A 25,569-nucleotide genomic window follows, 5' to 3' on the forward strand; every position below is an offset into this window, starting at 1 on the left:
TGATACCGCTAAAAAATATTAGATGCCATGGTTTTTAGGGTCTTTTTCTTTTTTAGTTTCAATTTCATGTTCATGATTTAAAACAAGTTTAGCCATCATATAATCGTGCTTATCAATTAGTCCTGCTCGATTAATATTATCTAGTTCGATTGCCATTAACTCAATATCCCAAATTCGCTTACCAACATGAACCAAAATTCCATATTTTTTCAATAATTGCTGTACATCATACAATGTCTTCATTAGAATTTGATTACCATTCCTGTTCTAACAGTCAATACAACATAAAAAATCAATCCAGCCATTGCTAATACTCGCCATTTAGGATTGTATTTTTTCATAGTACGATCACCTAAGATAATTGCAAGTAAAAATCCTGCAATAAAGCCACCAATATGACCTTGAATATCAATATTAGGTGCAAAGAGGTCAAGCACAATGTTAATAATTGCTAATACAAAAGCTTGACGTCCTAAATAACTAATAACTGGATTATTAATATTGCGTAAGCCAATTGCTGTCATTGCACCAAATAATCCAAATAATGCGGTAGAAGCACCAGCGCTAATCACACTATCACTTCCCATAGCTAAACTTAACAAGTTTCCACCAATTCCAGACAAAATATATAAAACCAAAAATCTTAAATGACCAAGCATCGGTTCCATATATTGACCCATATAGTAGATAATGACTGCATTTGAAACTAAATGAAGCACACCAATATGCAGAAATTGAGCAGTAAACAAGCGCCACCATTGATGTCCTGCGATAACTGCATAATTTTGCATAGCACCCATTTTCATTAAAGTATAACTATTTTCTGAGCCACCCATAAAAATTTCGCCAATAAATACAGCGAGCAAAACGACTAAAATGCCAAAAGTGACATAAGTATCAGTGAAATTTATTTTTCGGTTCATAAAATCCTTCTAATCAATAATTTCTTCTGGAGTAATAATTACATCTATTGGAATATCCGTAGCTTCTGTTTTCCATGTCTCTTCTTTAAAAATCATCTGTGAATTAACAAGAGCTACGGTTTTAGTTGGATATTTTGCTAAAAAACGATCATAATATCCCCCACCAAAGCCCAACCTAGCATGTGTATTAATATTAAAGGCAAGTCCCGGCACAATGACTAAATCCAGATTGTTGTTTATCTTGGCGTTTTTATCAATTACCTCATCAACACCAAATTTAGACTTACCAAGATGACTTTGATAAGTATATTGTAAAAAGTCTTGAGAATGTTCTAAATCATCATTAGCTCGAGCCAAATAAACTTCTTTTCCTTCATCCCATAATCTGGCAATCAATTCTGAAGTATCTACTTCAATTGGTAATGATGAAGTTATTCCAACTGATTGACTATTATTCCATAAATCAGTTTTCATTAAATTCGCAAGCAGAAGTTGATCTTCTTGCTTTTTCTCATCTTTATCTGCAAAAGCCTTAAGTTTCTCTATTTGCAATTTACGTAATTTTTGTTTATTCATTTTTCAACCAATGCGTATAACAAAAATAGCAGGCACATAGACCTGCTACTTCGGGTTTATTACTTAGTTTCACGGTGAAGTGTTACGTGTCTTTCAACAGGGCAATACTTCTTCAAAGCTAAGCGTTCTGGATGCTTACGCTTGTTCTTCTTAGATAAGTAACTTCTGTCACCACATTCGGTGCATTCCAAAATGATGTTATCTGCCATTTCTTTCACCACCTACAATTTTTATTCTGACTGTATTAGAATAGCATTTTTCTAAACAATTTACCAGTGTTTTTTCTTACTTATGTAACTTAAAGTAATCTTGAACCATTGCTTTAGCTACTTGAAGAGTATAACTACCTTCTAAGTCTGGGTCAAGTCCAGGGAATACCACTGCAATTGCAAGCTTAGGATTCTTAGATGGAGCATACCCTACAAAAGTAGCATTGATAAGTTCTGGTGGATTCTTTCTATTAGGATTATCTGGATCGTAATAGAAAGTTTGAGCTGTACCAGTCTTACCTGAAATTGATGGTTTTACATCCTTTAATTTATGAGCTGTTCCCCAGCCGTTAGTTCCGTGAACCACACGATAGAATCCTTCACGCACAACATCAAGTTCATCTTGTGTCCAAGGAATCTTTTGTTGAACATTCGGGGTTTTATTATAATCGATATAAATTTTATTTCCATTTGAACTTGTCTTACCAACTGATTGAACTACATAAGGCTGCATACGATAGCCACCATTTGCAATAGTTGAAACATATTGGACAAGTTGAATTGGCGTATAAGCATCATAGTTACCATAAGCCAAGTCAAGAACTGAACCTGATAAAATTTGTCCTTTATCATTAAATGACTTACCTTGAATACCCGCAACTTCACCTGGTAAATCAACGCCAGTTTTCTGACCTAAGCCAAACATATTGAAGTTTCTACGTAAAATTTCAAAAGCATCACTTGGCATATGAATGTAAGTTTTAGGAACATATTTAGCCTTTACCCATTTTAAAGCCATCTGCATCATATAAATGTTACTTGAAACTTCGAGCGCAGTTGGAGCATCTAATGAGCTAAAAGTTCCTACAGGATAAACAGACTTTTTGACAGGAGAACCTGGTAAGTAAATTGGAGTATCAGGCATTGTATTATTCGTTGGGGTAATTATTTTATTAATCAACCCTCCAGAAACAGTTGCCCCCTTAACAACAGACCCCATAACAAATGATTGATTAATTGCACCTAGTGCATTATCAGTAACCTTGTTAGTTTTAGGGTTTCTATTGAGTCCCGCAATTGCCAAAAGAGCACCCGTTTTTGGATTCATCGCAATAGCATAGGCACCATTTGAATATTTAGCTGCTCCTGCATTTAAAGCAGAATTATAAACACTCTTTAAAGTAGACTGTACTTCTTTTTGATACTTGGCATCAATTGTAAGCATTAAACTTGCACCAGCTTGACCTTTATAAACAGTTTTAGTTTGCTGGATATCACCATTTGCTTTAGTTTGAACTTCACTGGTTGACTTAGTTCCCTTTAAAAGTGGTTCATATTCTTCTTCTAAGTATGAAGTACCTACACGGTCATTTCTAGAATAGCCTTGAGTCAAGTAGTATTGTAAATTATCACTTGGCAATCCTGACTTTTCAGTTGAAACAGAACCGATTATACTTTGAATAGAAGAACCATTTGGATATGAACGTTGCCAGTCTGTTCCAATACCTACACCCGGAAGATCTGATAGGTGTTCACCTACCTGGGCGATTTCCTTATTTGTCAAGCCTTTGTTTTTGATATAAATTGTTGATAAAGTATAGGCACCAGAAATTTTGTTAAAAATTAAAGCTGCAGTTTTTTGTCTTTCAGTTAACTTGATATTCTGTTTTTTTACTTGATTATCTAAGTTTTGATTAATTTGAGCTTGAGTTAACTTATCGCTATCTTTTTGAGCAGCTGGCAATTTTGCTAGTTCTTTTTTAGAATTAACTGGATCAGCCAAATAATAATCTATTGTTTGCTGCTCGGTCGGGTTTTCATCAGTAATTTTTATATAATTACTCAAAGCATTCGAAATCTTGTATACTTGTTCCGATGAAGTCGATGCGCCTTTAGTATAAGTAATCGCATTATTAGCTTTATTACCTACTAGGACTCTCCCTTTGGCATCATACATGACTCCGCGGGGAACTTGACTTGAAACAACTGTCGAATCAGACTTTTGGACTTCTGACTTAAAACGAGAACCATAGGCTAACTGCAAATATGCTAGCTGTCCTATCAGTGTCGCAAAAAGTATAAAGATAATTCCAAGAATGATTCTCATTCTAATTGGTGTTGAGGCCTGTTTATTTGAACCAGTGCCACTGTTTTTTCTAAAATAATTCACGTGTTATCTTCCCTCACTAAACAGAAATATTTTAACAAAAAGTACCTAATAATTCTATATTCTATAAGGAGCTTTGATAAATTTTAATATGATTCAACAAAAATTTAAAACTTTACTTTCTAATTTATTTAATAAAAAAACTATTTTCTATTATTGCAGTTTCTTCATTCCATTTTTAGCTTTTTTGGGCTATTTTTTACTAAATAATTGTAACATTTTAACCGTTGATCTTGGCCAGCAATACATTGATTTTTTTGCTTTTTTAAAACATAGCTTTAATTCTCCTTTAAACTTTATTTACAGTTTTCAAAATGGACTCGGTTCATCCATGCTAGCAACAAATGCTTATTATTTGCTTAGCCCATTTAATTTAATATTTTTATTCTTCAACTCAAAAAATCTACCAATTGCAGTTTTGTTAATCATTTCTTTAAAAATTGGCTTTTGTGGGTTTAGCAGTTTTTATTATTGGAATAAGAAAAATAATCAATTTTTTGCTCTTGGTGCAAGTTCCGTATATGCATTATCTGGTTATATTATTGCCAATCATTTTAATTTAATGTGGTTAGATTCTGCAATACTTTTGCCTTTTATCGTTGATGCTATTGATAAAAATTTAAATAAACAAAATAATCACTTAATTTTAATTACCTTTTTGCTATGGCTTACAAACTTTTATACTGGATTTATGGTGCTATTTTTTGGTCTACTATATTTTGTATCAAAAATCTTTTTTTATGAAGACAAGAAAGATACTTTCTTTACTTATCTTAAAGAAAGTATTGCAGGTTCGTTTTTAGCATCATTCATATTACTGCCAACTTTTTTTGAAATGCTAGCTGGGAAAGCTTCTACAAGCACAGACTTTTCATGGGGATTTCAATTTGCACCATATGAGCAAATTTTAAAATTAAGTGATGGTGCTTACAATTTCCAAGAAATGGAATCCGGCTTACCAAATATTTTTATTACTATGCCTTTCCTACTTTTAGTTATTGCATATTTTCTAAGTAAAAATATTTCATGGAAGTTCAAACTTTCTAACGGATTGTTGTTCATCTTCTTAACTGCATCACTTTTTTGGACACCACTAGTTTTACTATGGCATATGGGACAATTTCCTGTCTGGTATCCCGGACGCTTTAGTTTTATTTGGATATTTTTTGCATTAAATTTAGGTATGCTCTTTTTGCAAGAAAGAGCAAATCTTCTTTCATGGCAAAAAGTTTTTATTACTTTTATCGCTCTTTTCTTAATCATTTACTGGTTGGTTAATGAAGGAAATTCTTCTTATATTACTAACACTAATTTAATTATTTCCGGTCTATTTTTGGTAGTAGGCATTATATTCCTTGCTTTTATTTATGGCTATACTAAGTTTAGCGGACAGTTTTTAGCAATAAGTGTAATTTTGGAAATTATTATCAATATGATTTTGTCATTAAATAATTTGTCTTATCAAAAAAATAGTGACTATCAAAATTTTGCTCAAAATACTACTGAATTAACTTCATATCTAAATAGATATGATTCAAATTTATATCGTACCGAAAAAACTTTCTATCGCTCTGACGATGATCCTTTTACAGCCGGATATAACGGGATTACAAGTTTTAATTCAATAAGTAATCAAAAAGTACTCACATTTTTAACCAATTTGGGCTATTTTCATAATAGCAATTCTTATACTAATATGGGTGGCACACCTTTAACAGATGATTTACTTGGAATCAAATATTATATCGAGCCAAATTATGCAGCAGAAAATATTAAAAATTCACAAAAAATGGTTTTTAATAATCCTAATCATCGTTTAGATCTTGATAATTATCACTTAGTTCATGAATTTTCTCAGTTACTTTTACTTAAAAATCCCGATGCCCTTCCACTAGCATTTTTAACTAATTTACCAAATTACAAATTACATTTTTTAACTAATGCTCCAATTACTAATCAAGAACGATTATATAGATATATCACTAATAATAATGAACCACTTTTTACTCAAGTAACTTTTCCGCATGGACAGATGGTGAATTTGAGTGAAACTCCGGGTAGCTTTATGGAATACTCTAAGAAGCAAAAAACGAAAGCAAGTAAAATTAGTTTTAATATAAAGCTGAAAACTAATGATTCCTACTATCTTGAATTACCTGCAACTTTAAGTGAACAAGACTGCAGTTTATATGTTAATGGTTCAGAAATATCAATGGAAACTCGAGATAGCCAAGCTAGATTAATTAATTTAGCTAATAATCAAAAAGGGCAAAATTTACACATTGTTTTTAATCTTAAGAATCCTACTTTAAATCTCTCTGAGCTTAGCTTATGGCATTTGCAAACTGCTAAATTAAATAAAGCAATGAAAAAATTTAATAAATCACCTAAAATCAAACAAATTAACCCTATAGTTTTATCTGCACTAGTTAAAACTTCAAAATCCCAAACTTTAGCTACAACTATTCCCTATAGTAAAAACTGGCTAATTATTAATAATGGTCATTTATTAAAAACTCACTTATTTGCAAACACTTTTCTCAGCGTTCATCTAAATAAAGGCAGTCATCAAATTATCTTTATTTATGTACCTTTTGCATTGCTTATTGGAATAATATTATCAGTTATCACTTTAATAATCTTAAGAAAGAAAAAAGTTTAACCTTTGATAACGCTAACAAAACAAATTTTACTAGACCTGGAACAGGGTTTTGTAATAAAATGTATACGTTCACAATAAATTTTTAATATGGAAAGAAGATTAGCTATGACTCTTAAATACCAAATTGGTGTCGATGCAGGGGGTACTCACTCTACTGCTATTGCATATGACTTAGACGGTAAGGAACTTGGACGTGCAGAAAGTGGTCCAGGTCAAATTAATACTGATTATGAAGCTGGTATTAACAATATTGCTAGCGCAGTAAATGAATTATTAAATAAAATTGATGGCGATTGTATGCGTGTTCTTGCAGGTATCTCTGGTCTTTCAGTTGTTGGTAATGCTCCAGAAGTTGCTGCAACAATTTCTTCAAAGATCAATAACTTGCCAACTCGTGCTATTACTGATTCACTTTTAGCTCTTTACAGCGGTCTTGAAGGTGATGATGGTGCTTTAGTTATTGCTGGAACTGGTTCAGTATTTAACGGTCTTCAAGATGGTCACCTCATTGCTGTTGGTGGTTATGGTGCTATTTTGGGCGACGAAGGTAGTGGTTATGCAATTGCTAAAAGTGCTATGCAATCTGCTCTTCTTAGCTGGGACAAGCGTGAAGATAATGCACTTATTCCAATGTTTACTGAACTTTTCGGTGTTGAACATATGGATGAATGTAATGCTAAGTTTTACAAGATGAGCAACTCAGAAGTTGCTTCAATGGCAGTTCATGTTGCAAAACTTGCCGATAATGGTGACCCTGACGCAACTAAGATTATTGAAGAACAAGCTCACCTTTTGGCTCGTGATATCATCATCGGTCTTGACCGCTATGAAGATCCTAAGCCAATGAAGATTGCTTTGACTGGTTCAGTTTTAGCTAATAATGCAATGATGCGTGGTCTTATTGAAGATGAAGTTAAGGCTAAATACCCAGATGCTATCTTCTCAGTTTCAAATGGTGAAAACGCTCGTGGAGTTATGTATGACAAGAGCAAAGATTACCGTTACTTCACTAACCACGAAGACCGTTAATTGTTAATTAAGGTAAACAAAAAACATGGTGAAAAAATCACCATGTTTTTTGTTTTGATTATAAAGTTTATCTATTCAAATCCTTCAAATGTTCTTTAATCTTATCAGCTGAATTTTCAAGTTTCTTATGCTCTTCACTAGTTAATTTAAGTTCAATTAATTTTTCAATTCCGTCTCGCCCAATAATTGCAGGATAACCAATATAAGTCTTAAATTCAGGGTTATAAACTGATACTGGTGCATAAAGTCTAGCATCACTAAATACTGCTTCAATTAATTTTACTGCACATGTAGCAATTGCATAACTGGTATAGCCTTTACCATTTGCTACAATGAAGGAGTTTTTATTTGATTGAGCACTAATTTTTTCTTGTTGTTCTTCAGTAAACAATTGAAGAGCCATCTTATTATCCACTCTAACAGTTGACCAAGCAGTGAATTGAGAAGAGCCATGTTCTCCTAAAACCAGACCTTCAACATTACGTGGATCTTGCATCAATTCTTCTCCAACGATTCTTTGCATTCTAGCAGTATCAAGGAAAGTCCCAGTCCCAAATACTCTATTTTTCTTAAGTCCAGTAGTTTCTTGTAAAATAGAAGTTACTGCATCGCAAGGATTAGAAATATTAATCAAGACACCATGGAAGCCACTTTCTTTGATTTTTTCGCCAACTTCACGTGCATTCTTTGCATTTAAACTAAATTCACCAAATCTGTCTCCAGTCTTCACACTAGCTGCAATATCTCCGAATGCAGTTACAAGAACATCAGTATCTTTTAATTCATCCCAATTTTGTTGGATAACATTTACATAGTAATTATTGCGAGACAAAGTATCATGTAAATCATTATATTCTGCATTTACTTTATCTTCATTTTTATCAAATAAAATCAAATCATCAACAATTCCATGAGTAAACAATGTATAAGCAACTGTTGCACCTACATGTCCCATTCCAATAATTCCAACTTTTCTCATAATAGTTTCCTTTCTAATTTAATAATAAAAATGGACAAGGTTCACCCTTGTCCATTTTTTAAGCCTTAACTTCATTAATAACTACGTCAAACTTCCCACCTGGAGTAGTAATGGACACAGTTTCACCCTTCTTCTTACCTAAAAGAGCTTTAGCAATTGGTGAATCATTAGAAATCTTACCATTTAATGGATCTGATTCATCACTACCTACAATAGTGTAAGTTTCTGGATCATCTTCACCAACTTCAGTATAAGTAATAGTCTTACCAACTGCTACTTCATCTGGTGCCACTGCATCAGCATCTACAACTTGCGCATACTTAAGCATTTCTTCAACTTGCGCAATTCTATCTTCCAAGTGACTTTGTTCATCCTTAGCTGCATCGTATTCTGAGTTTTCAGATAAGTCACCATATGAACGAGCAACTTTAATACGTTGGATAACTTCAGGACGCTTAACTAACTTTAAATCTTTTAATTCTGCTTCAAGTTTTTCTTTACCTTCAGCAGTCATTGGGAATGATTTTTCAGCCATAAACTATTCTCCTTAGAAATTGAAATTAATAATTCTTTATGCACTGATAGATGATATTAGTTTAGACTAAGATTGTCAACTACTAACGAATTTTTGCTTCAAGGTCATTCTTGAGAGCTGCCATAATATCATCCATTGCCTTATTTACAACTTCATCTGTTAATGTATCCTTTTCATTCAAGAAGGTCAAGTTATAAGCTAAACTCTTTTTATGAGCTTCAATATGGCTACCTTCATAAACGTCGATTACTCTAAGATCAACCAAGTACTTACCACCATTAGCCTTAATGACATTTTCTACTTCTTGATTAGTAATATCTTTATTAATCAAAATAGAAAGATCACGTTCAATTGCTGGGAACTTTGGTGCAGCTTTAGCAGTCATACCCTTAGTAAGCATCGGAATAATAGTATCTAAGTTTAATTCATAACCATAAATTTCACTTCCACGAGTTGCCTTTTCAAGCATAGTTACTCTATGCGCAATCATTCCAATCATTCCAACATATTGCTTATCAATATAGATTGCAGCAGTTCTTGTTGGGTGCATACCTGGAATTTGTGCAGCTTGGTATTCTACTCTATTTTCGTCAATACCAATTGCAGTAAAGAGATTAGTTAATTGCCCCTTAACAAAATAGAAATCAATTTTTTGATTTACATGTTGCCAGTTATCTGTAAAAGTATTGCCAGAATAAAGTGCAGCTAAATGTTCATGTTCATTAAAAGTGTTATTTTCCAAATCATAAACACGCCCTTGTTCATAAAGAGCTAACTCTTTTTGTTTACGAGCCATATTGTAACTAGCAGCATCCATTAAACCAGTCATTAAGTTTTCACGCATTGCACTTCTGCTTGAATTAAGTGGCATCTCTACTTCAACTAATGGCTTTTGATCCTTAGTGTAACGAAGAGCTTTTTCTGGTGAAGTAAGTGAATAAGAAATTGCTTCCATTAAACCTTGTCCTTCAACAATTTGCTTCATGCGACGCATCATTTCTTCTTTTTCAGAATAGCCACCGTGAGTTTCTGCAAGAAGAGGTTGAGTTGAGTCCAAATTATCATAACCATAAATTCGACCAACTTCTTCAACTAAGTCAGCTGGAATTGAAATATCCCATCTTCTATTAGGAACATTAACAGTTAATTCGCTATTTTCAATTTTAGCTTCAAAATTCAAACGATTAAAAATTTCAAGCATTTCATCATTTGAAATTTTAGTTCCTAAAACTTTATTAATGTAATCTGGAGTTGTCTTAATAATTACTGGTTCACGCTTTTGATCACTTGCTTTAATAATACCCTCTTCAACTGTAGCTTCAGCATCATTTCTTAACAAAAGAGCTGCCATATTAATAGCCTTTTCAGTGTTATCCCAGTTTACGCCTTTTTCATAGCGGCTTGAAGCTTCAGTACGGTTAGCATGACGAAGGGCTGATTTTCTAACTAAAGTTGGATCAAAAATTGCTGATTCTAAAATTACATCAGTAGTATCATCAGTAATTTCTGAGTTAAGACCACCCATTACTCCAGCCATCATTACTGGCTTTTCACCATCAGTAATAACAATATCGCGTTCATCTAAATCAACTTCTTTATCATTAAGAAGCGTTAATTTTTCACCTTTATTTGCTGTTCTGACTTCAAGCTTACCATTTTCAAAAGCACGTGCATCATAAGCATGCATTGGTTGACCAGTTAAAAGCATTACATAATTGGTTACATCTACTATGTTATTAATTGGACGAATACCTGCATTCCAAAGTCTGCGTTGCATCCAAAGAGGACTTTCAGCTACCTTTACCCCAGTTAATTTGCGTAAATAAAATTTAGGGGCAAGCTTTTCATCAACAGTTGCAGTAAGTTGATTGCTCCAAGAATTGCCATCTTCTTTTAAAACAACTTCTTCAATCTTAGGCTTTTGTTCAACAATTGCTCCAACTTCATAAGCTGCACCTTCCATTGATAAAGTATCAGCACGGTTAGGAGTAATATCAAAATCCAAAATATAATCATTCATACCAAGTGCATCATAAACATCTTCACCTGGCTTAACATCAGCATCTTCAGGAAATACAAAAATACCGTCAGCATATTTTTCAGGAACAACGCTATCACTAAAACCAATTTCTTGTAAGCCACAAATCATACCGTTACTCTTGATTCCGCGAATCTTACCGCGCTTAATTTTTTCATTACCAGCAATTCTTGCACCATGAAGAGCAACGATAACATTTTCACCAGCTGCAACATTCGGAGCACCACAAACGATTTGAATTGGTTCTTCTTCACCAACATCAACCATACATTTGTGAAGGTGGGTACCTTCAACTGCTTCGCATTCAACAACATGTCCTACGACAAGCTTTTTAAGACCTTCAGCAGGGTGAATAACATCAGCAATTTCCACACCTGTACGGGTAATTTTTTCTGCTAAATCTTTTGGATCTTCATTTAAATCAAGAAAGTCTTGTAACCAATTGTAAGAAACTAACATTAATTTTCCTCCTTGCGGAATTGTTCTAAGAAACGAACGTCATTAGTGTAAAAGTCACGAATATCGTCAATACCATATTTCAAAATAGCAAAACGATCAAGTCCAAGACCAAATGCAAATCCACCATAAACGTTTGAATCAACACCAGCATTTTCTAAAACATTAGGGTGAACCATACCAGCACCTAATACTTCGATCCAACCAGTATACTTGCAGACAGGACAACCTTTACCATTACAGTTAAAACAAGATACATCCATTTCAACTGATGGCTCAGTAAATGGGAAATAACTTGGACGAAGACGAGTTTCACGATCTTGACCAAATACATGCTTAGCAATCATGTCTAAAGTTCCCTTAAGATCACTCATAGTAACATTTTTGTCAATTACTAAACCTTCCATTTGCATGAATTGATGTGAGTGAGTCGCATCATCATCATCTCGGCGATATACCTTACCCGGACCTACCATCTTAAGAGGACCTTTTGAAAAATCATGCTTTTCTAAAACTCTAGCTTGGTCACCGGAAGTTTGAGTTCTGAGCAAGTTTTCATTATCAATATAAAATGTTGCTTGCATATCACGTGCTGGGTGATCTTTTGGCAAGTTCATCATTTCAAAGACATAGTGGTCAGTTTCAATTTCTGGGCCTTGCACAACTTTATAACCCATTCCGATGAAGTAACTTTCCAAATCATCCAAAATAATATTAATTGGGTGTTTTGAACCAAGATGAGCTTTTCTACCGGGCAAAGTTACATCAATTTTTTCTTCTTCAAGACGTTTTTTAATAAGTGCTTGAACAATGCTTTCCTTTGCTTCATCTAATTGTGCATTAAATAAGTCACGCAATTCATTAACTTTTTGGCCAACTTCACGACGATTTTCAGGTGCAACTTCTTTCATTGAGTGTAAAATTTTAGTTAGTTCACCTTTTTTACCTACAAGTTCAACACGAACTTCATTTAACTTCTTTTCATCAGTAGCCTTTTTAATATCATTAAGGCCTTCTTCTCTAAGCTCTTTTAACTTATCAAATAAGTCCATAAACATTTCCTTTCAAATAAAAAAGCTCCATCCCTAATAGGGACGAAGCTTCGCGGTACCACCCTTGTTTAGACACAGTGTGCCTACACTCAAGCTTTCGATAACGGTGAAATACCGGAATTGATTAAATCCTACTCCCAAGATGAAATTCACAGTTTCTTCTTAAGTTCTTCTCTCAGCTAATAAAAAACTTCTCTGGATAAGAATTAACTGTTACTAGTCTTGATCTCAGTAATTAAATAATAGGATACGGCTTTTTTTTAAAATGTGCAAGTCTTTTCTTTTAGACCCACTTATCTGCCCAATTATGAACTTGATCAAAAACAGGCTTCAAGTCATTCCCTTTTTGCGTTAATCCATAAGAAATAATCCCTGTTTCAGAAACGCTTCTTCTAACGATTCCTTCACCTTCAAGTTCTTTCAATCTTTCAACTAAAACTCGATCAGAACATGCATTGATACAATGCGCTAAATCCTTGAAACGCATATCTTGTACATCACATAGAGAACTGATAATCAAGCCATTCCACTTCTTACCAATAATTTGAAAGGCGTTAATGAAATGTCCGCATAATTCATAGTCTTCAGGTTTACAGCCATCTTTAGCTTTTTCTTTTACTGTTTGAGCCATAATAAATTCCCCCTAATAACCCAAATTTAGTTATTAAAATAGAATATAAATCTATATACTTATTATAAGTAATTTACTTACTTAATACAAGTGTAGAGCTAAGCGAAATGATAAATCATAATTCCAGCTGCAACTGCTGCATTCAATGATTCAGCCTGTCCTTTAATAGGAATATATAATTTTTCATCACTCATTTGACTAATTAATTCGCTAACTCCATGAGCCTCATTACCTATAACAAGTGCTAATTGAGGTGCTTTTTCAAAATCTGGTAACTCCTTGGCTGTTTTATCAAGAATACTTGCATAGACTGGAATATCATTTGTTTGAAAATCAGCAATCACTTGACTCAAATCTCTTTTTATCAAATCAATATGGAATTGGCTTCCTTGCATTGAACGCTGAGTTTTAGGATTATATAAGTCTACACTTTCTGGAGATAAAATTACTCCATCAAAACCAGCCGCATCAGCTGTCCTAATAATTGTTCCTACATTTCCTGGATCGGCTAAATCATCCAATAAGACCCATTTACCATAATTGAATGAAAAATCTTTAGGCTGGTTGATTTTAAGTACCATAAAAATTTCTTGAGAATTTTTAGTATCACTCAAATGTCTAGCAATCGCCTTATTGATTAAAATTATATTGCTACCATTGATGTCTACTCCCATCTCTTCTACTTTAGAAAGAGCTTCATCAGTAGCTAATAAGTATTGGAATTTCTTATCAGCTTTTAAAGCTTCTTCAATTAGATGAAAGCCTTCAATAAGATAAAGACCTGTCTCTTCTCTATACTTCTTTTTATTTAATTTTGCTAATTCTTTAATTGTTTTATTATTAACTGAACTTATTTGTTGCATAGGAATCTCCTTCTTCTTACACTATTTTATAGAAGATTAGCTAAAATTAACATAGACAATATAAATTTGTAATAGAAAAGAGAAAAACAATGAATTTGTTTGATAAATTTATAAAAAAAGAAACTACTACATCAACTGGCACACCTGTTGAAACCTGGCAAGCTATTGCTTCTGGAACCGTTCAAGGAGTAGGATTTAGATGGAGTGTCGCTACTTTAGCTCAAGGAATGGGAATTACTGGCACAGTCAAAAATAATCCTGATATGACTGTAACCATTATCCTACAAGCAAATCACGGCAAAGTTAATGAGTTTTTAAAAGAACTGCCTAACAATGTGTCACCATTTGCAAAAATTACAAATATTGACGTAAAAAGACTAGAAAATGTTGAAAAGATGCATGATTTCCATGTAATATATTAAGAAGTAACATTTTTAATTAGTATGATAGAAAATAAGTGGTGATCTATTTCAAAATGAAAAAAATTCGTAAATATGCTAGTTTACTTGCACTACTTGCTGTAGTTGCAGTCATTCTTTCAGGTTGTTCTGGAGGCAACCCCAACACCAATACCCCTCCTCATGGGGGTCCTTATGGGTGGATCTTCCAATATATCAGTTTGCCAATTCAAAATATCATGTTGCAAGTAGCGCATGCAATTGGTGGAGCTGATGGAGCCGGTTGGGCAATTGTTATTATTACTTTGGTTGTGAGAACCATTCTTTTGCCTTTAATGCTTAACCAGCAAAAAAAGAGCGTTACTCAACAAGAAAAGATGTCACGCTTGCAACCTCAAATGAAGCTTATTCAAGGAGCAATGAAGCATAAAGGTATTACCCCGGAACAGCAGATGCAACTTTCAACTTGGCAACGTGAGCTTTATTCTAAGAATAATGTTTCTTTAACAGGTGGAATTGGATGTTTACCATTGATTATTCAAATGCCAATCATGATTGGTATTTATCAAGCCGTGGCCTATTCTGCTATTCTTAAGAAAGCTACTTTCTTTGGAATTTCATTAAGTGACAAATCAGTTATTTTAGCAATTGTCGCAACTATTTTTGCTGTAATTCAAGGATATATTTCATTAATTGGCATTCCTGAAGAACAAAAGAAGACAATGCAATCAATGATGTTCATGAATCCAATCATGACTTTATTCTTCAGTTTGTCATTCTCAGGAGCCTTAGCTCTCTACTGGGCTGCCGGTAACTTCGTAATGATTATCCAACAGTTAATTGTAACTTTCATTATTCAGCCTCGTGAAAAAGAGCGCATCAATAATGAATTAAAGGATAATCCAATTGTTGAAGTAGTAACGCAAAAGCAAATTGATGATTTGTTTAGCGCACATTCTTCAACTAATGGTAACGATGAAAAAACTCAAGAATTGCACCAAGATTTACGTAAACGTAATCAAGGCAAACAAAATAAAAAGAATAAATAATATAAAAAAATCGTTAGAACTATGTTCTAGCGATTTTTCGTTTATATTATACTATCTCTTCTTACGTTTCTTACCAGCAGCAAGACCAAATACTGAAGCTAAGGAAGCGATAAGTAATCCGAATACCCCGGCTTTATTTGTTTCTTCGGCACCAGTTTGTGGTAATGCATCTTGGTTAACTGCAACTTGAGCTGGCTTTTCAGCCTCCTTAGTACTCTTAGCTGATACAGTTACTAATTCTGGAGTTGCTTTAGCTTCTTCAACTTGAGTTGAGACTACTGTTTCACCCTGTGGTGAAGTATTAGGAGTTGAAGCTTCACTAGTATTTACACTTGAAGGTGAAGTTTCATCTTTTGGTTCAATTTCAGTTGGAGTTTCTGTATCATCATCTTTTGATTCTACATTCTCACTTTCATCAGACTTGTCTGAATCATCAGAAGGATCTGAGTCCACAGGAGTTGAAGTTTCATCCTTTGGAGGAATATCAGTTTTATCATCTTCTTTTGGTTCTTCTGGATCTGGTGTTGGAACCTCTGGAGTTTCAGGTTCTTCCGGCTTAGTTGGTTTTTCTGGCTCTGGCTCTGGCTTTGGTTCAGGAGCAGGATCTGGTGTTGGAGTTACATTCTTCTTGTAAACTACGATGTCATCTTTGTTTAAGTTATCATTGTAGTTATCGTTTGTAACTGTAATATCGTATGGACCTACTTCTGCTTTATTTGCAGTGTAGCCATCAATAGTTGGGCTCTTCACTACTACAAATGTTTGAGTTGCAGTCCATTCACCATCCCAAGTTTCTTCACCAGTAGCTAAATTCTTAACTCCACTTTGAGTGAACTTAATAGTCTTGATTACTGTTGGAGCAGCTTCAGTTCCATCTTCATAGATGTAGTGGATAGTTTGAGTTACATATTTGTCCCGACTAATTGTTTCAGTTTGTGGGGCATTCTTTTTGTAAACTACAATGTCAACTTTGTCTAAGTTGTCATTAAAGTTGTCATTTGTAACCGTGATGTTGTATGGACCCACTTCTGCCTTATCTGGAGTGTAGCCATCAACAGTTGGACTTTTCACTACTACTAAAGTTTGTGTTGGAGTCCATTCGCCATCCCAAGTTTCTTCACCCGTTACTAAGTCCTTAGCACCAGTTTGAGTGAATGTGATTTGTACTGTGTATGTTTCGGCAGCCTTTGTACCATCTTCGTAAACGTAGTGAATAGTTTGGTTAACTACTTTATCACGATTAATTGTTTCTGTAGCATTAGCCTTGTAGACTACAACATCATTTTTATCTAAATTCTCGTTGAAGTTGTCATTAGTTACAGTGATGTCATATGGTCCAACTTCTGGAGTATCAGTGTGATAACCTTTGATGTCTGGGCTCTTTACTACTACTAAAGTTTGTGTTGGAGTCCATTCGCCATTCCAAGTTTCTTCACCTGTTACTGTATCTCTAACACCTGATTGAGTAAATGTAATTGTGTATGTGTATGTTTCAGCAGCTTTATCGCCATTTTCGTAAACATACTGAATAGTTTGGTTAACTACTTTATCACGGTTAATAGTTTCTGTAGCATTAGCCTTGTAAACTACGATATCATTTTTATCTAAATTATCATCAACATTACTATTGTTTACAGTAATGTCATATGGACCAACCTCTGCTTTATCTGCAGTGTAGCCTTTAATATCTGGACTGACTACAGTCACAAATGTTTGTGTTGGAGTCCATTCGCCGTTCCAAGTAATTTGGTTAGTTACTAAGTCTAAGACACCACTTTGAGTGAATGTGATAGTCTTATTTACTGTTTCTGCAGCTTTGTCGCCATTTTCATATACATAGTGAATAGTTTGAGTTACAACTTTATCACGACTAGCTTCTTGAGTTTTACGCTTCAAGTAAACATATACGTGCTTTTCACCTTCACTAACTTCACCATTAGTTGCTTCTGGGTGTACGGAATCAGTTGCTAATTCATAGTTTGCACCAATGTAGTCCCATAGTTCGTTTGAATAGTTGTCACCTACTGCTAAGTGCAAAATATGTTGTGATTGATTTAAAAGCTTACCATCATCAGGAATAAAGCTAGTTTGACCAGATTGCGCCTTATCATGCACATCAACATAGTGAATATGAACTGTACCATTGGCATTTAATTGTAACTTACCTGGAGTGTAAACGATTAATACTGGGTCTGGTTTTTTAAATTCTGGCTTTTCTGGAGAAAAAGTAATTTCTGGAATGGTCGTTGAGTAAGTTGCCCATGCAGAACCTACTTTATTACTAAATCTAATCTTGATGCTATTACCATGAACTTTGAATAGTCCGGAACCGAATATTTCTCTAGTTCTATCACTAGTATCATCCCAGTTAAGATATTTATCAACTGCGGCTTGTCCCCAAAGTCTTACAGCTTCGTCATAATTTGTAGCAGTAAGATGATTTAAAATATTATTATATTTATCTGAATAGAGAACATCACCATACTGACCTTGGTGAATAGTAATAGAAGATTCTGGTAACGCAACCCCACTACCACCATGATCAGCACCATTAACAATTTCAGCTTTTTCTACATAGTTATCATTTTTACCTACTTCACTATTTAAAGAACCAACAGTAATGAAGGCTGAGTTATCAGCTAAATTAATTAACTTACCCTCAGAGTTGTAAAGCTTCATATCCATGGTAACTCCATCAGCTTTCGCATAGAAGAAACCATTAGTTGGACAGTCTCCAAAGTAAATTCCTGCTTTGTCATTCTTATTTCCAAGATATCCAGTATAGTCAGTTGTCCAATCGCTAAAAGTGATAACTATTTTATCAATTTTTTGATCAGCATAATTTGAATTTTGTAGACCAGAGTATGTTACTTCAAGAAAATCTCCAGAAACAGCTCCATTTATTTCAAAGAAATGATTCAATAGACCATTTAATTTACTACCGCTACTTTCAGTTACATTTGGATTTTTAATTACTGTAGTAACTGTAGCATTTTCTTCCTTACCAATAACTAAGGATTGAGAAAGGTCACCTGGATCAGTGTGATCATCATTCCAAAGACCTAATTCTTTTAATTTTGCAATATATTCTTCTCTTGCCTTGTTATACTCTTCCATTTCTTTATTATATATACTTTCGGCAAGAGCTAATTCATCTTGGTATTTCTTTAATGTAGCACTGATTTCTTTAATTTGAGCTTCGGTATATTCTTTAAGCTTTTCGATATTAATTTTAATATCAGCTACAGTTGTGTTGAATACTTTTTCAGGATCCACTGTATTGACTTCAATAACTACACCATCAACTTTATTAGCTTCGTTAATAATATTATCAAGTTCACTATTAACTTCTTGGTTAACCTTGTCAACTTCTTCTTTAGCTTCATCATAAGTCATCTTAGTTGAAGTCTCTGCAGCAACTGCTGGCACATCTGCCTTAACTTCTGCTTGAGCTTGTTTTTCACTTACTTGAGAAGCAGCTTCTTGTACATTTACTTCTTCTGAAGTATTTACAGTTTGACTTGCACTTTCAGATGTTTGAGAATTTTCAACTTGTGCACTACTTTCAACCTGAGCTGGAGCAGTACTTTCTAATTGAGCTGTGCTGCTACTTTGTACACTTTGTGCTTCTGAAGTTGGTTGTGCACTTTCAGAAACTGGTGCTTCTTCTACTGCAGGAGCTTCACTAACTACTGATGCACTTGATTCTTGAACAGCTTGACTGTCTTGTGCCCCAGCGCTTTCTTGAACAGAAGCTGAACTCTCACTAACAGGCGGTGCATCAGCTTGCTCACTAGTATTTTCAGTTTGTGCAACTACATTTGTTTCTTGACTAGCTTCAGTTGTCACTGCTTCTTCAGTTTTAACTTCAGCTTGAGAAACATCTTCGCTTACATCTTTACTTCCACTAGTTTCTTGTAACACAGTTGCTTCTTGATTTACATCAGATGCATTAACTGTTACACCGCTCACTCCCAGAAAGGATAGGCCAATCAAGACAGAAGCAGCACCTACAGTAAACTTGCGAATAGAGTGACGCTCACTTTTTTCTTCAATTTTACGAATTCTTTCTAAACGGTTGTTTTTTGAAACCATATTTTTTACCTCATTCTATTTAAAAAAATCATTCAGTGACGTTGTGTCATTCGATAAATATATAATATGACACAATGTCACTGAATGGAAGTGTTTTTATGGCTTCTTAATATTTTCTTTAGAAATTGTATCTATTAATTAAAAAATACAGTAAATAAAAATAGACCTTAAAAGTAATCTACTTTCAAAGTCTATTTAATTACATTTTTTCATGTTTCTTTTGATCAAGTTTTCTTAATCTCGCTGCTTCTTTTGCACTAAGAATTGGAAAGCTCAATTTAAATTGACTACCCTGTTTTTCAACAGATTCAACGCTAATTGTTCCATGATAACTAGTGACTAATTTTTGTGCAATTGATAAACCTAGCCCATTGCCACCTTTTTCACGAGTACGTGCCTTATCAACTCGATAGAAACGATTGAAGATTTTTTCTTGATCTTCTTTAGAAATCCCTTCACCAAAGTCTTGAACAATAATATGAACCTCATTATCACTAACTCCAGCAGAAACATTTATCTGCTTAGTATCAGTTGAATATTTGATTCCATTATCAATGAGAATTACTAATAATTGCTCTAAATGTCCATGATAAATCTGGATTTCTGTATTTGCTGGTAAATCGTCCATATCAAGGCGGATTTTAAAGTCTGGATGCACTAAAGCTAAGCCGCTAACGACACGCTTCAACACGTTATACACATTTGTAACCGCATTTGGGTATTGAACATTTATTTGTTCTGCCCGCGTTAAATCAAGCATTTCTTGGATAAGGTGCTTCATTCTATCAGCTTCTTGAAGAGATGCTTTAATAGATTCATCTAAAATCTGGGGATCATCTTTTCCCCATCGCTCAAGCATATTTAAATGACCCTCAATTACAGCAACTGGTGTTCTCAATTCATGAGATACATCCCCAACAAATTCTTTTTGTTGATCAATATAACGCTGCATCCGATCAAGCATCTCATTAAACGTAGTTGCCAGCTCTTCCAACTCATCATTTCGATGTAGTTCTTTAATTCGCATAGAACTATTTGGATCATCATTTACTTCACGTGCAACTTCAGAAATTTCTTTAATCGGTTTTACTACATCTCTTACCACCAAATAAGCAATAGCTGAAAATATAATTATTGCAATAATAGAAATAATTAACATCCAATGCAATAAGTTTTTCATCTGACGATTATAATAATTCATCTGATTTGCAACAACAATATAGCCAATTATCTTTCCACTTGTTGTTGATTTTATTCGCTGATAAGTAATCAGTCTGATATTATTACCATTTTGCTTTTTAACGGTTTTTGAATTTCCGGAAAATTTGTGAAATTCTGGTACTGCATTTCCATTAGAAAAAACAACCTCATTGTGTTTATTATAAATAGCTACACTAATATCAGGATTAGTAACTGATGATAATAAATCATCATTAAAAGCGCTATTCACATTGTCTCCTCTACTAATAGCTGGTTTCCCTTGTAAAATACGCTTAGTAGATGGAGTTAGCGAAGGAATCACATTAGAAATCTGTAATTCATTCGGTATGGTTTCAAGTCTTCTTTCAAAAGCCGCCACCACATTATTAGAAACTTCTTCTTGCTGGTCTAAGGATTGCTGACTTACAATGGAATAAACAACTACTGAAAATATGACAAAAGAGACCAAAATCGTTAATGTAACGACACTGACCCATCTTACAATAAGAGATGAGTGCTTGGTCTCTTTCTTTTTTTTACCCCTAGATTTGGTCATCATCTTCATCTCTTACCATATAGCCAGTTCCGCGAACTGTTTTAATGTATGATGGACGACCTGGAATATCAATCTTGTTGCGCAAATAACGAACATAAACTTCTACGACATTTGTTTCAATATTTGATTCAGGTCCCCAAATCTTATTAAGAAGTTGATCGCGACTAACAACATTATTCTTATTTTCAATTAGCGTCATAAGTAAATTATATTCACGCTTAGTTAAGTCAATCGCTTTACCATCTCCACGGTGAACAATTCTATTTGCAGTTTCAATAGTTAAATCCTTGAATTTAACAATTTTTTGCTTAGCAACTGTTACTTTTGAAGCATCTTTTTCAATCTTTACTCTGCGAAGAACAGCGCGTAAACGTGCTAAAAGTTCTTCAATTGCAAATGGCTTAACAATATAATCATCTGCTCCATGATCAAGTCCAGAAACTCGGTCAATAACCGAATCACGAGCTGTCATCATAATAATTGGAGTGGTTTTAGCTTGACGAACTCGACGAGCGATTTCCAAACCATTTAAATCTGGAAGCATTAAATCAAGTAAAATCGCATCAAAGTCTTCTTTTAATGCATCTTCCAAGCCTTTACGACCATTGTTTTCAACTACAGTTTCGTAGTTTTCATGTTGAAGTTCAAGTTCCACAAAACGTGCTAGATTTTTTTCATCTTCAATAATCAGAATTTTTGCCATGTCTATCCTGTTCCTTGTCAATAAATTTGTATTTAATCTATTAAAAATTAGATTAAAAAATGTTTTTATAATTAAAGGATACTTTAAAATGCCCTTTAAAACAAGCTAAAAAAGCAATCAAAAGGAAATTTCTTTTTGACTGCTTTAATGCTACTTATCGTTGTTTTCATCTTGGTCTTTAAACATATCCTTAAGCTTAGCAAAAGCTGGATTTATCTGATTTTTCTTACCTTCTTCAAAATCAGACTCAGAAATAACTTCCCAATCTTGACCCTCTGGATAAATATCATTTTCCTCTTCTTCTGGAGTCAAAATTGTTACTGGAATATGAAGCAAGATATTATCTTCAACTGCTGTTTGCAAGTCAATCTTATCATCTTCAACCTTAACAATTGGATCTGAATTATCATCAAGTTCCTGTTTAGTTGGAGTAGTTTCTGAATAATTTTCAGTAAAACGAAAATCTTCATGATACTTAACTGGGTTCAAACTTCGACTTGATGGAACTACCAAATCAGCTGTCACATGAAAGTTACCAATTACATAAGGTTCATCATAGAAAAGATCCCCTTCTAAATGAACATTTTCCGCTTTAATAAGTAAATCTTTACTCCGATCAAAAAACTCTGGACGCATTTCTAAATCACGTTCAATATGCGTTAATGGAGCTTTACTATTTTTAATACTTGAAAAACTTAATGTAAGCATCTTTACACCTCCAATGGTCGTCGACCAAAATTCTGGTCAACATGCATAAACTGTTCAAAAAATCGATCAACTCTAACTTGTAAATGAAGTGAGCCACTTTTAGCACTACGCTTATCAACCTTAGAGACAATCTTAGTCTCAAAATTTTTACGATTATCTTTTAAATACTTACGACCAATTTTACTAAATCCTAATAACATCAATGATTGATCATTGAAGCTATCAAGCATATCATCTTGAGTAACATTTAAAAGAGTATATAAGCTCAATCTTCTAAGTCTGGAATAAGTATAACGTTTAGATTTTATATGACGCAAAAACTCAGTAAAACTTTCAGCTAAATGAATTTCTTGCTTCATTTTATATTCTAAACCTTCACTCATTTGATAGATATTGTGTAATTCTTCAACTGAGGAAGATTCAAGGCGATATTTTAAAAATGGAAACAACATATTCCAATTTGGATAAACTTCTTGTTCTGCTAATTCTTTAGCTTCTTGTTTAGGAAGCCAAGTTTTAAGCTGATCTTTATCTTCACCGTGCAATAAAAGATTGCGAATTGCACTTGCACTTTGAACCACATGAGTCCTATTAAGCAAATCATCATGACCTGCTCCAATTCGATTAACAGGATGTAAAGTTAAAGGTGAGCCCAAATTGTAATTTGCAACTGCATAAGCAAGTCCTAAAATTGCATTAGGTTGATTAACTTCATATCCTACTTCTCTAGCTACCATTTGATTATATTGAGTAGAATATGTTTGAGTATAATCCTTAAAATCCATATGATTTTGTGGAATTTCAGCAATTTTACTACCTAAGTATGCAAAGTTTAAATTTGCATCTTCAACACCAAATACTAAATTGTCTACACCTAACTTTTGTAATTGTTCAATACTTCCAAGCGAAAACAAATCAGCAGGCTCTACAGCTGTAGAAAATGGCATTTCAAACACAAGATCTGCACCTGAATTTAAGGCAGCCTTAGCGCGTTTCCACTTATCCATAATCGCCATTTCTCCGCGCTGGACATAATTTCCCGACATTAAGACAATGATTGGATCATTTCCAGCAATTAACCGGGCTTGATTCATCAAGAACTCATGCCCGCTGTGAAAGGGATTGTATTCTGCTATAATCCCAACTGCACTCATAGAATTAGTCTTCCTTTAATTCAACACGCTTACCATCTGCCCATAATTTTTCTAAATTATAAAAATCACGTGCATCAGCAGTAAAAATATTAACAACAACATCTCCAAGGTCAATTAAAAGCCAATTTGAATCGCGAGTACCTTCGATACGGTAATCAGTATAATTATTTTCATGAGCTTCATCAATAATAGCATTGGCAATTGCATTAAGCTGTCTATTAGAACCCGCACTTGTAACCACATAGTAGTCAGCTAAGATGCTAATTCCTTGCATATCATAAGCTTCAGTATTTTCACCATGGCGGTCACTAATTGCTTTTGCTGTAAAATCTAAAATTTCTTTACTTGTCATCAAATTCTCCTTTATTTAACACTCCATACATTGTATGCAGACAATGTTAATGGATAAACTTTATTTCTATTTTCAATCAAAAATTCCAAAGTATGGGCTAATTCGTACCCCACACCTTCATCTAAATTTTTATAGCTGACTTCACGAGCTTTTTCTACATCAGGAAAGTCACGACCAGGTTCTATAAAATCTGCCACAAAAACAATTTTATCTAAAGTCGTCATCTCTATATCAGCTGTTGTATGTCTCCAGACTGCTTGTAAAATTTCTGGATCAGTAATTTTCAAATCTCGCTTAATAAAATAAGTTCCTACAATACCATGCCAAATTGCACGATTCCAGTTAAGAAGGTCCTTATCAAAATCTTGTTCTTGAATAACCTTACGATATTCTTCAACTGGAACTTGCTTAGCATAATCATGAATAAATCCAGCAAGAGCAGCCTTTTCCTCATCATAATTATTTAGTCTAGCTAGCTTTCTAGCTGTTTGGCTAACCTGAACACAATGTTTAAAACGTTTTTCATCCATATTTGCCTTTTCTTTAGCAATAAGCTCACTACTAGATAAAGGCGAATAAGTCTCTTTAAAAAACAGCTCAGTCACGATATAACCCCTTTTCCATAATGTATTCACGCACACTTTCAGGTACTAGATAACGAATCGAAGTACCAGTTGCAACTGAGCGACGAATATAAGTCGAACTTAACTGAATATCTGGTGCATCTACCCAAATCATTGGATATTGGGGGTTTTGAGGATAACCTGGTCTTCTGATTCCAACCAAAGTTGCCATTTTTGCAAGTTCATCAGCATTTTTCCAAGTATGAAAACTATTCACCTGATCACTACCCATAATTAAGTAATAATCATTTTGGGGAGCCTTTTCCCGTAAGTATCTTAAAGTATCAACAGTATAAGAAACTCCTCCACGAAATAATTCTAATAATTTAACCCTAAAACGAGGATTATCCCGAGTAGCTAAATCAAGCATAGTTGCACGATCCTTGGCAGAAGTGAGCGGAGCGTCTTTATGAGGGGGAATATTATCTGGAATAAACCACACTTCATCAAGCCGCAATTTAGTTAGAGCCTGTTCTGCTGCAACTAAATGAGCCATATGAACAGGATTAAAAGTCCCACCCATGATACCAATTTGACGACCATTTTGATTAGCCTTTTGCAACTTAGTTTCTGGTTTTTCAATACATTTTGAACTAGGCATAAAATCACCT

Annotated in this window: 23 protein-coding genes and 1 other annotated feature; of the genes, 4 read left to right on the forward strand and 19 right to left on the reverse strand. The window is 34.0% G+C overall.

The annotated features are described in order from the left end of the window. Positions 1 to 18 precede the first annotated feature (18 nt). From FOD82_RS05755 to FOD82_RS05775, 5 genes are all read right to left on the reverse strand, one after another. Positions 19 to 243, reverse strand: coding sequence for a YqgQ family protein (locus tag FOD82_RS05755; RefSeq protein WP_144355527.1), 225 nt, complete (start codon positions 241 to 243; stop codon positions 19 to 21). Then, on the reverse strand, positions 243 to 923 hold the full coding sequence (locus tag FOD82_RS05760) for a rhomboid family intramembrane serine protease (protein ID WP_144355528.1): 681 nt from the start codon (positions 921 to 923) through the stop codon (positions 243 to 245). The genes FOD82_RS05755 and FOD82_RS05760 overlap by 1 nt, the downstream gene beginning before the upstream one ends. 9 nt (positions 924 to 932) lie before the next feature. Further along, positions 933 to 1,499 carry a 5-formyltetrahydrofolate cyclo-ligase gene (locus FOD82_RS05765; protein ID WP_144355529.1) on the reverse strand — a complete coding sequence of 189 codons (567 nt, stop codon included), beginning with the start codon at positions 1,497 to 1,499 and terminating at the stop codon, positions 933 to 935. 59 nt (positions 1,500 to 1,558) lie between these two features. Beyond that, the gene (gene rpmG / locus FOD82_RS05770) at positions 1,559 to 1,708 is read right to left on the reverse strand and encodes a 50S ribosomal protein L33 (RefSeq protein ID WP_144355530.1); all 150 of its coding nucleotides are present in this window, start codon (positions 1,706 to 1,708) and stop codon (positions 1,559 to 1,561) included. A gap of 76 nt (positions 1,709 to 1,784) precedes the next feature. Beyond that, positions 1,785 to 3,878, reverse strand: coding sequence for a penicillin-binding protein 2 (locus FOD82_RS05775; RefSeq protein WP_144355531.1), 2,094 nt, complete (start codon positions 3,876 to 3,878; stop codon positions 1,785 to 1,787). Between the two features lie 88 nt (positions 3,879 to 3,966). On the opposite strand from FOD82_RS05775, the gene FOD82_RS05780 reads away from it, so the two are divergent. Together FOD82_RS05780 and FOD82_RS05785 are read left to right on the forward strand one after the other, a co-directional pair. Then, a complete protein-coding gene (locus FOD82_RS05780; RefSeq protein WP_144356028.1) occupies positions 3,967 to 6,537 on the forward strand; it encodes a YfhO family protein in 2,571 nt (856 codons plus the stop codon). A gap of 105 nt (positions 6,538 to 6,642) precedes the next feature. Next, positions 6,643 to 7,566 carry a BadF/BadG/BcrA/BcrD ATPase family protein gene (locus FOD82_RS05785; RefSeq protein ID WP_144355532.1) on the forward strand — a complete coding sequence of 308 codons (924 nt, stop codon included), beginning with the start codon at positions 6,643 to 6,645 and terminating at the stop codon, positions 7,564 to 7,566. Positions 7,567 to 7,633: 67 nt separating this feature from the next. Here the strand turns inward: FOD82_RS05785 and FOD82_RS05790 are convergent, their stop codons facing one another. The 6 genes from FOD82_RS05790 to FOD82_RS05815 all read right to left on the reverse strand — a co-directional run bounded on the left by FOD82_RS05790 (position 7,634) and on the right by FOD82_RS05815 (position 14,120). Then, positions 7,634 to 8,545, reverse strand: coding sequence for an L-lactate dehydrogenase (locus tag FOD82_RS05790; RefSeq protein WP_144355533.1), 912 nt, complete (start codon positions 8,543 to 8,545; stop codon positions 7,634 to 7,636). Positions 8,546 to 8,603: 58 nt separating this feature from the next. Next, on the reverse strand, positions 8,604 to 9,080 hold the full coding sequence (gene greA, locus FOD82_RS05795; RefSeq protein ID WP_144355534.1) for a transcription elongation factor GreA: 477 nt from the start codon (positions 9,078 to 9,080) through the stop codon (positions 8,604 to 8,606). An 82-nt stretch (positions 9,081 to 9,162) separates the two neighbouring features. After that, positions 9,163 to 11,577, reverse strand: coding sequence for a phenylalanine--tRNA ligase subunit beta (gene pheT, locus FOD82_RS05800; protein WP_144355535.1), 2,415 nt, complete (start codon positions 11,575 to 11,577; stop codon positions 9,163 to 9,165). Further along, positions 11,577 to 12,626: a phenylalanine--tRNA ligase subunit alpha gene (pheS, locus tag FOD82_RS05805; protein ID WP_144355536.1), complete on the reverse strand. Its 1,050-nt coding sequence runs from the start codon at positions 12,624 to 12,626 to the stop codon at positions 11,577 to 11,579. Before pheS ends, pheT begins: the two co-directional genes overlap by 1 nt. A gap of 35 nt (positions 12,627 to 12,661) precedes the next feature. Next, positions 12,662 to 12,865 (reverse strand) — a binding site (T-box leader). Between the two features lie 44 nt (positions 12,866 to 12,909). Further along, the gene (locus tag FOD82_RS05810; protein WP_144355537.1) at positions 12,910 to 13,257 is read right to left on the reverse strand and encodes a helix-turn-helix domain-containing protein; all 348 of its coding nucleotides are present in this window, start codon (positions 13,255 to 13,257) and stop codon (positions 12,910 to 12,912) included. A gap of 98 nt (positions 13,258 to 13,355) precedes the next feature. Continuing rightward, positions 13,356 to 14,120 (reverse strand): RNA methyltransferase, encoded by a 765-nt coding sequence (locus FOD82_RS05815; protein ID WP_144355538.1) that lies wholly within the window; start codon positions 14,118 to 14,120, stop codon positions 13,356 to 13,358. 89 nt (positions 14,121 to 14,209) lie between these two features. On the opposite strand from FOD82_RS05815, the gene FOD82_RS05820 reads away from it, so the two are divergent. Both FOD82_RS05820 and yidC read left to right on the forward strand, forming a co-directional pair. Continuing rightward, on the forward strand, positions 14,210 to 14,542 hold the full coding sequence (locus tag FOD82_RS05820) for an acylphosphatase (RefSeq protein WP_144355539.1): 333 nt from the start codon (positions 14,210 to 14,212) through the stop codon (positions 14,540 to 14,542). Positions 14,543 to 14,595: 53 nt separating this feature from the next. Continuing rightward, on the forward strand, positions 14,596 to 15,567 hold the full coding sequence (gene yidC / locus FOD82_RS05825) for a membrane protein insertase YidC (RefSeq protein WP_144355540.1): 972 nt from the start codon (positions 14,596 to 14,598) through the stop codon (positions 15,565 to 15,567). Positions 15,568 to 15,618: 51 nt separating this feature from the next. On the opposite strand, the gene FOD82_RS05830 is transcribed toward yidC, so the two are convergent. The 8 genes from FOD82_RS05830 to FOD82_RS05865 form a co-directional block, all read right to left on the reverse strand. After that, positions 15,619 to 19,662 (reverse strand): GbpC/Spa domain-containing protein, encoded by a 4,044-nt coding sequence (locus FOD82_RS05830; protein ID WP_144355541.1) that lies wholly within the window; start codon positions 19,660 to 19,662, stop codon positions 15,619 to 15,621. A gap of 199 nt (positions 19,663 to 19,861) precedes the next feature. After that, positions 19,862 to 21,427 carry a HAMP domain-containing histidine kinase gene (locus FOD82_RS05835; RefSeq protein WP_144355542.1) on the reverse strand — a complete coding sequence of 522 codons (1,566 nt, stop codon included), beginning with the start codon at positions 21,425 to 21,427 and terminating at the stop codon, positions 19,862 to 19,864. Continuing rightward, the gene (locus FOD82_RS05840; protein WP_144355543.1) at positions 21,405 to 22,121 is read right to left on the reverse strand and encodes a response regulator transcription factor; all 717 of its coding nucleotides are present in this window, start codon (positions 22,119 to 22,121) and stop codon (positions 21,405 to 21,407) included. The genes FOD82_RS05835 and FOD82_RS05840 overlap by 23 nt, the downstream gene beginning before the upstream one ends. A gap of 150 nt (positions 22,122 to 22,271) precedes the next feature. After that, entirely contained in the window at positions 22,272 to 22,829 is a 558-nt protein-coding gene (locus FOD82_RS05845) for a DUF177 domain-containing protein (RefSeq protein WP_144355544.1), read from the reverse strand. Between the two features lie 2 nt (positions 22,830 to 22,831). Beyond that, on the reverse strand, positions 22,832 to 23,983 hold the full coding sequence (locus FOD82_RS05850; RefSeq protein WP_144355545.1) for a nucleotidyltransferase: 1,152 nt from the start codon (positions 23,981 to 23,983) through the stop codon (positions 22,832 to 22,834). Positions 23,984 to 23,987: 4 nt separating this feature from the next. Continuing rightward, positions 23,988 to 24,335: a ribosome silencing factor gene (rsfS, locus tag FOD82_RS05855; RefSeq protein ID WP_144355546.1), complete on the reverse strand. Its 348-nt coding sequence runs from the start codon at positions 24,333 to 24,335 to the stop codon at positions 23,988 to 23,990. 11 nt (positions 24,336 to 24,346) lie between these two features. Next, positions 24,347 to 24,940: a bis(5'-nucleosyl)-tetraphosphatase (symmetrical) YqeK gene (gene yqeK / locus FOD82_RS05860; protein ID WP_144355547.1), complete on the reverse strand. Its 594-nt coding sequence runs from the start codon at positions 24,938 to 24,940 to the stop codon at positions 24,347 to 24,349. After that, positions 24,933 to 25,559 carry a nicotinate-nucleotide adenylyltransferase gene (locus tag FOD82_RS05865; RefSeq protein ID WP_144355548.1) on the reverse strand — a complete coding sequence of 209 codons (627 nt, stop codon included), beginning with the start codon at positions 25,557 to 25,559 and terminating at the stop codon, positions 24,933 to 24,935. Before FOD82_RS05865 ends, yqeK begins: the two co-directional genes overlap by 8 nt. Positions 25,560 to 25,569 lie beyond the last annotated feature (10 nt).

It is taken from the genome of Lactobacillus sp. LL6 (genome assembly GCF_007570935.1).
Classification (GTDB): domain Bacteria; phylum Bacillota; class Bacilli; order Lactobacillales; family Lactobacillaceae; genus Lactobacillus.

What these genes read in the sequence shown, in the direction of transcription:
- FOD82_RS05755 (WP_144355527.1), bottom strand. Translation starts at nt 243, where the DNA reads ATGAAGACATTGTATGATGTACAGCAATTATTGAAAAAATATGGAATT.
- FOD82_RS05760 (WP_144355528.1), bottom strand. Translation starts at nt 923, where the DNA reads ATGAACCGAAAAATAAATTTCACTGATACTTATGTCACTTTTGGCATT.
- FOD82_RS05765 (WP_144355529.1), bottom strand. Translation starts at nt 1,499, where the DNA reads ATGAATAAACAAAAATTACGTAAATTGCAAATAGAGAAACTTAAGGCT.
- rpmG (WP_144355530.1), bottom strand. Translation starts at nt 1,708, where the DNA reads ATGGCAGATAACATCATTTTGGAATGCACCGAATGTGGTGACAGAAGT.
- FOD82_RS05780 (WP_144356028.1), top strand. Translation starts at nt 3,967, where the DNA reads ATGATTCAACAAAAATTTAAAACTTTACTTTCTAATTTATTTAATAAA.
- FOD82_RS05785 (WP_144355532.1), top strand. Translation starts at nt 6,643, where the DNA reads ATGACTCTTAAATACCAAATTGGTGTCGATGCAGGGGGTACTCACTCT.
- FOD82_RS05790 (WP_144355533.1), bottom strand. Translation starts at nt 8,545, where the DNA reads ATGAGAAAAGTTGGAATTATTGGAATGGGACATGTAGGTGCAACAGTT.
- greA (WP_144355534.1), bottom strand. Translation starts at nt 9,080, where the DNA reads ATGGCTGAAAAATCATTCCCAATGACTGCTGAAGGTAAAGAAAAACTT.
- pheT (WP_144355535.1), bottom strand. Translation starts at nt 11,577, where the DNA reads ATGTTAGTTTCTTACAATTGGTTACAAGACTTTCTTGATTTAAATGAA.
- pheS (WP_144355536.1), bottom strand. Translation starts at nt 12,626, where the DNA reads ATGGACTTATTTGATAAGTTAAAAGAGCTTAGAGAAGAAGGCCTTAAT.
- FOD82_RS05810 (WP_144355537.1), bottom strand. Translation starts at nt 13,257, where the DNA reads ATGGCTCAAACAGTAAAAGAAAAAGCTAAAGATGGCTGTAAACCTGAA.
- FOD82_RS05815 (WP_144355538.1), bottom strand. Translation starts at nt 14,120, where the DNA reads ATGCAACAAATAAGTTCAGTTAATAATAAAACAATTAAAGAATTAGCA.
- FOD82_RS05820 (WP_144355539.1), top strand. Translation starts at nt 14,210, where the DNA reads ATGAATTTGTTTGATAAATTTATAAAAAAAGAAACTACTACATCAACT.
- yidC (WP_144355540.1), top strand. Translation starts at nt 14,596, where the DNA reads ATGAAAAAAATTCGTAAATATGCTAGTTTACTTGCACTACTTGCTGTA.
- FOD82_RS05830 (WP_144355541.1), bottom strand. Translation starts at nt 19,662, where the DNA reads ATGGTTTCAAAAAACAACCGTTTAGAAAGAATTCGTAAAATTGAAGAA.
- FOD82_RS05835 (WP_144355542.1), bottom strand. Translation starts at nt 21,427, where the DNA reads ATGAAGATGATGACCAAATCTAGGGGTAAAAAAAAGAAAGAGACCAAG.
- FOD82_RS05840 (WP_144355543.1), bottom strand. Translation starts at nt 22,121, where the DNA reads ATGGCAAAAATTCTGATTATTGAAGATGAAAAAAATCTAGCACGTTTT.
- FOD82_RS05845 (WP_144355544.1), bottom strand. Translation starts at nt 22,829, where the DNA reads ATGCTTACATTAAGTTTTTCAAGTATTAAAAATAGTAAAGCTCCATTA.
- FOD82_RS05850 (WP_144355545.1), bottom strand. Translation starts at nt 23,983, where the DNA reads ATGAGTGCAGTTGGGATTATAGCAGAATACAATCCCTTTCACAGCGGG.
- rsfS (WP_144355546.1), bottom strand. Translation starts at nt 24,335, where the DNA reads ATGACAAGTAAAGAAATTTTAGATTTTACAGCAAAAGCAATTAGTGAC.
- FOD82_RS05865 (WP_144355548.1), bottom strand. Translation starts at nt 25,559, where the DNA reads ATGCCTAGTTCAAAATGTATTGAAAAACCAGAAACTAAGTTGCAAAAG.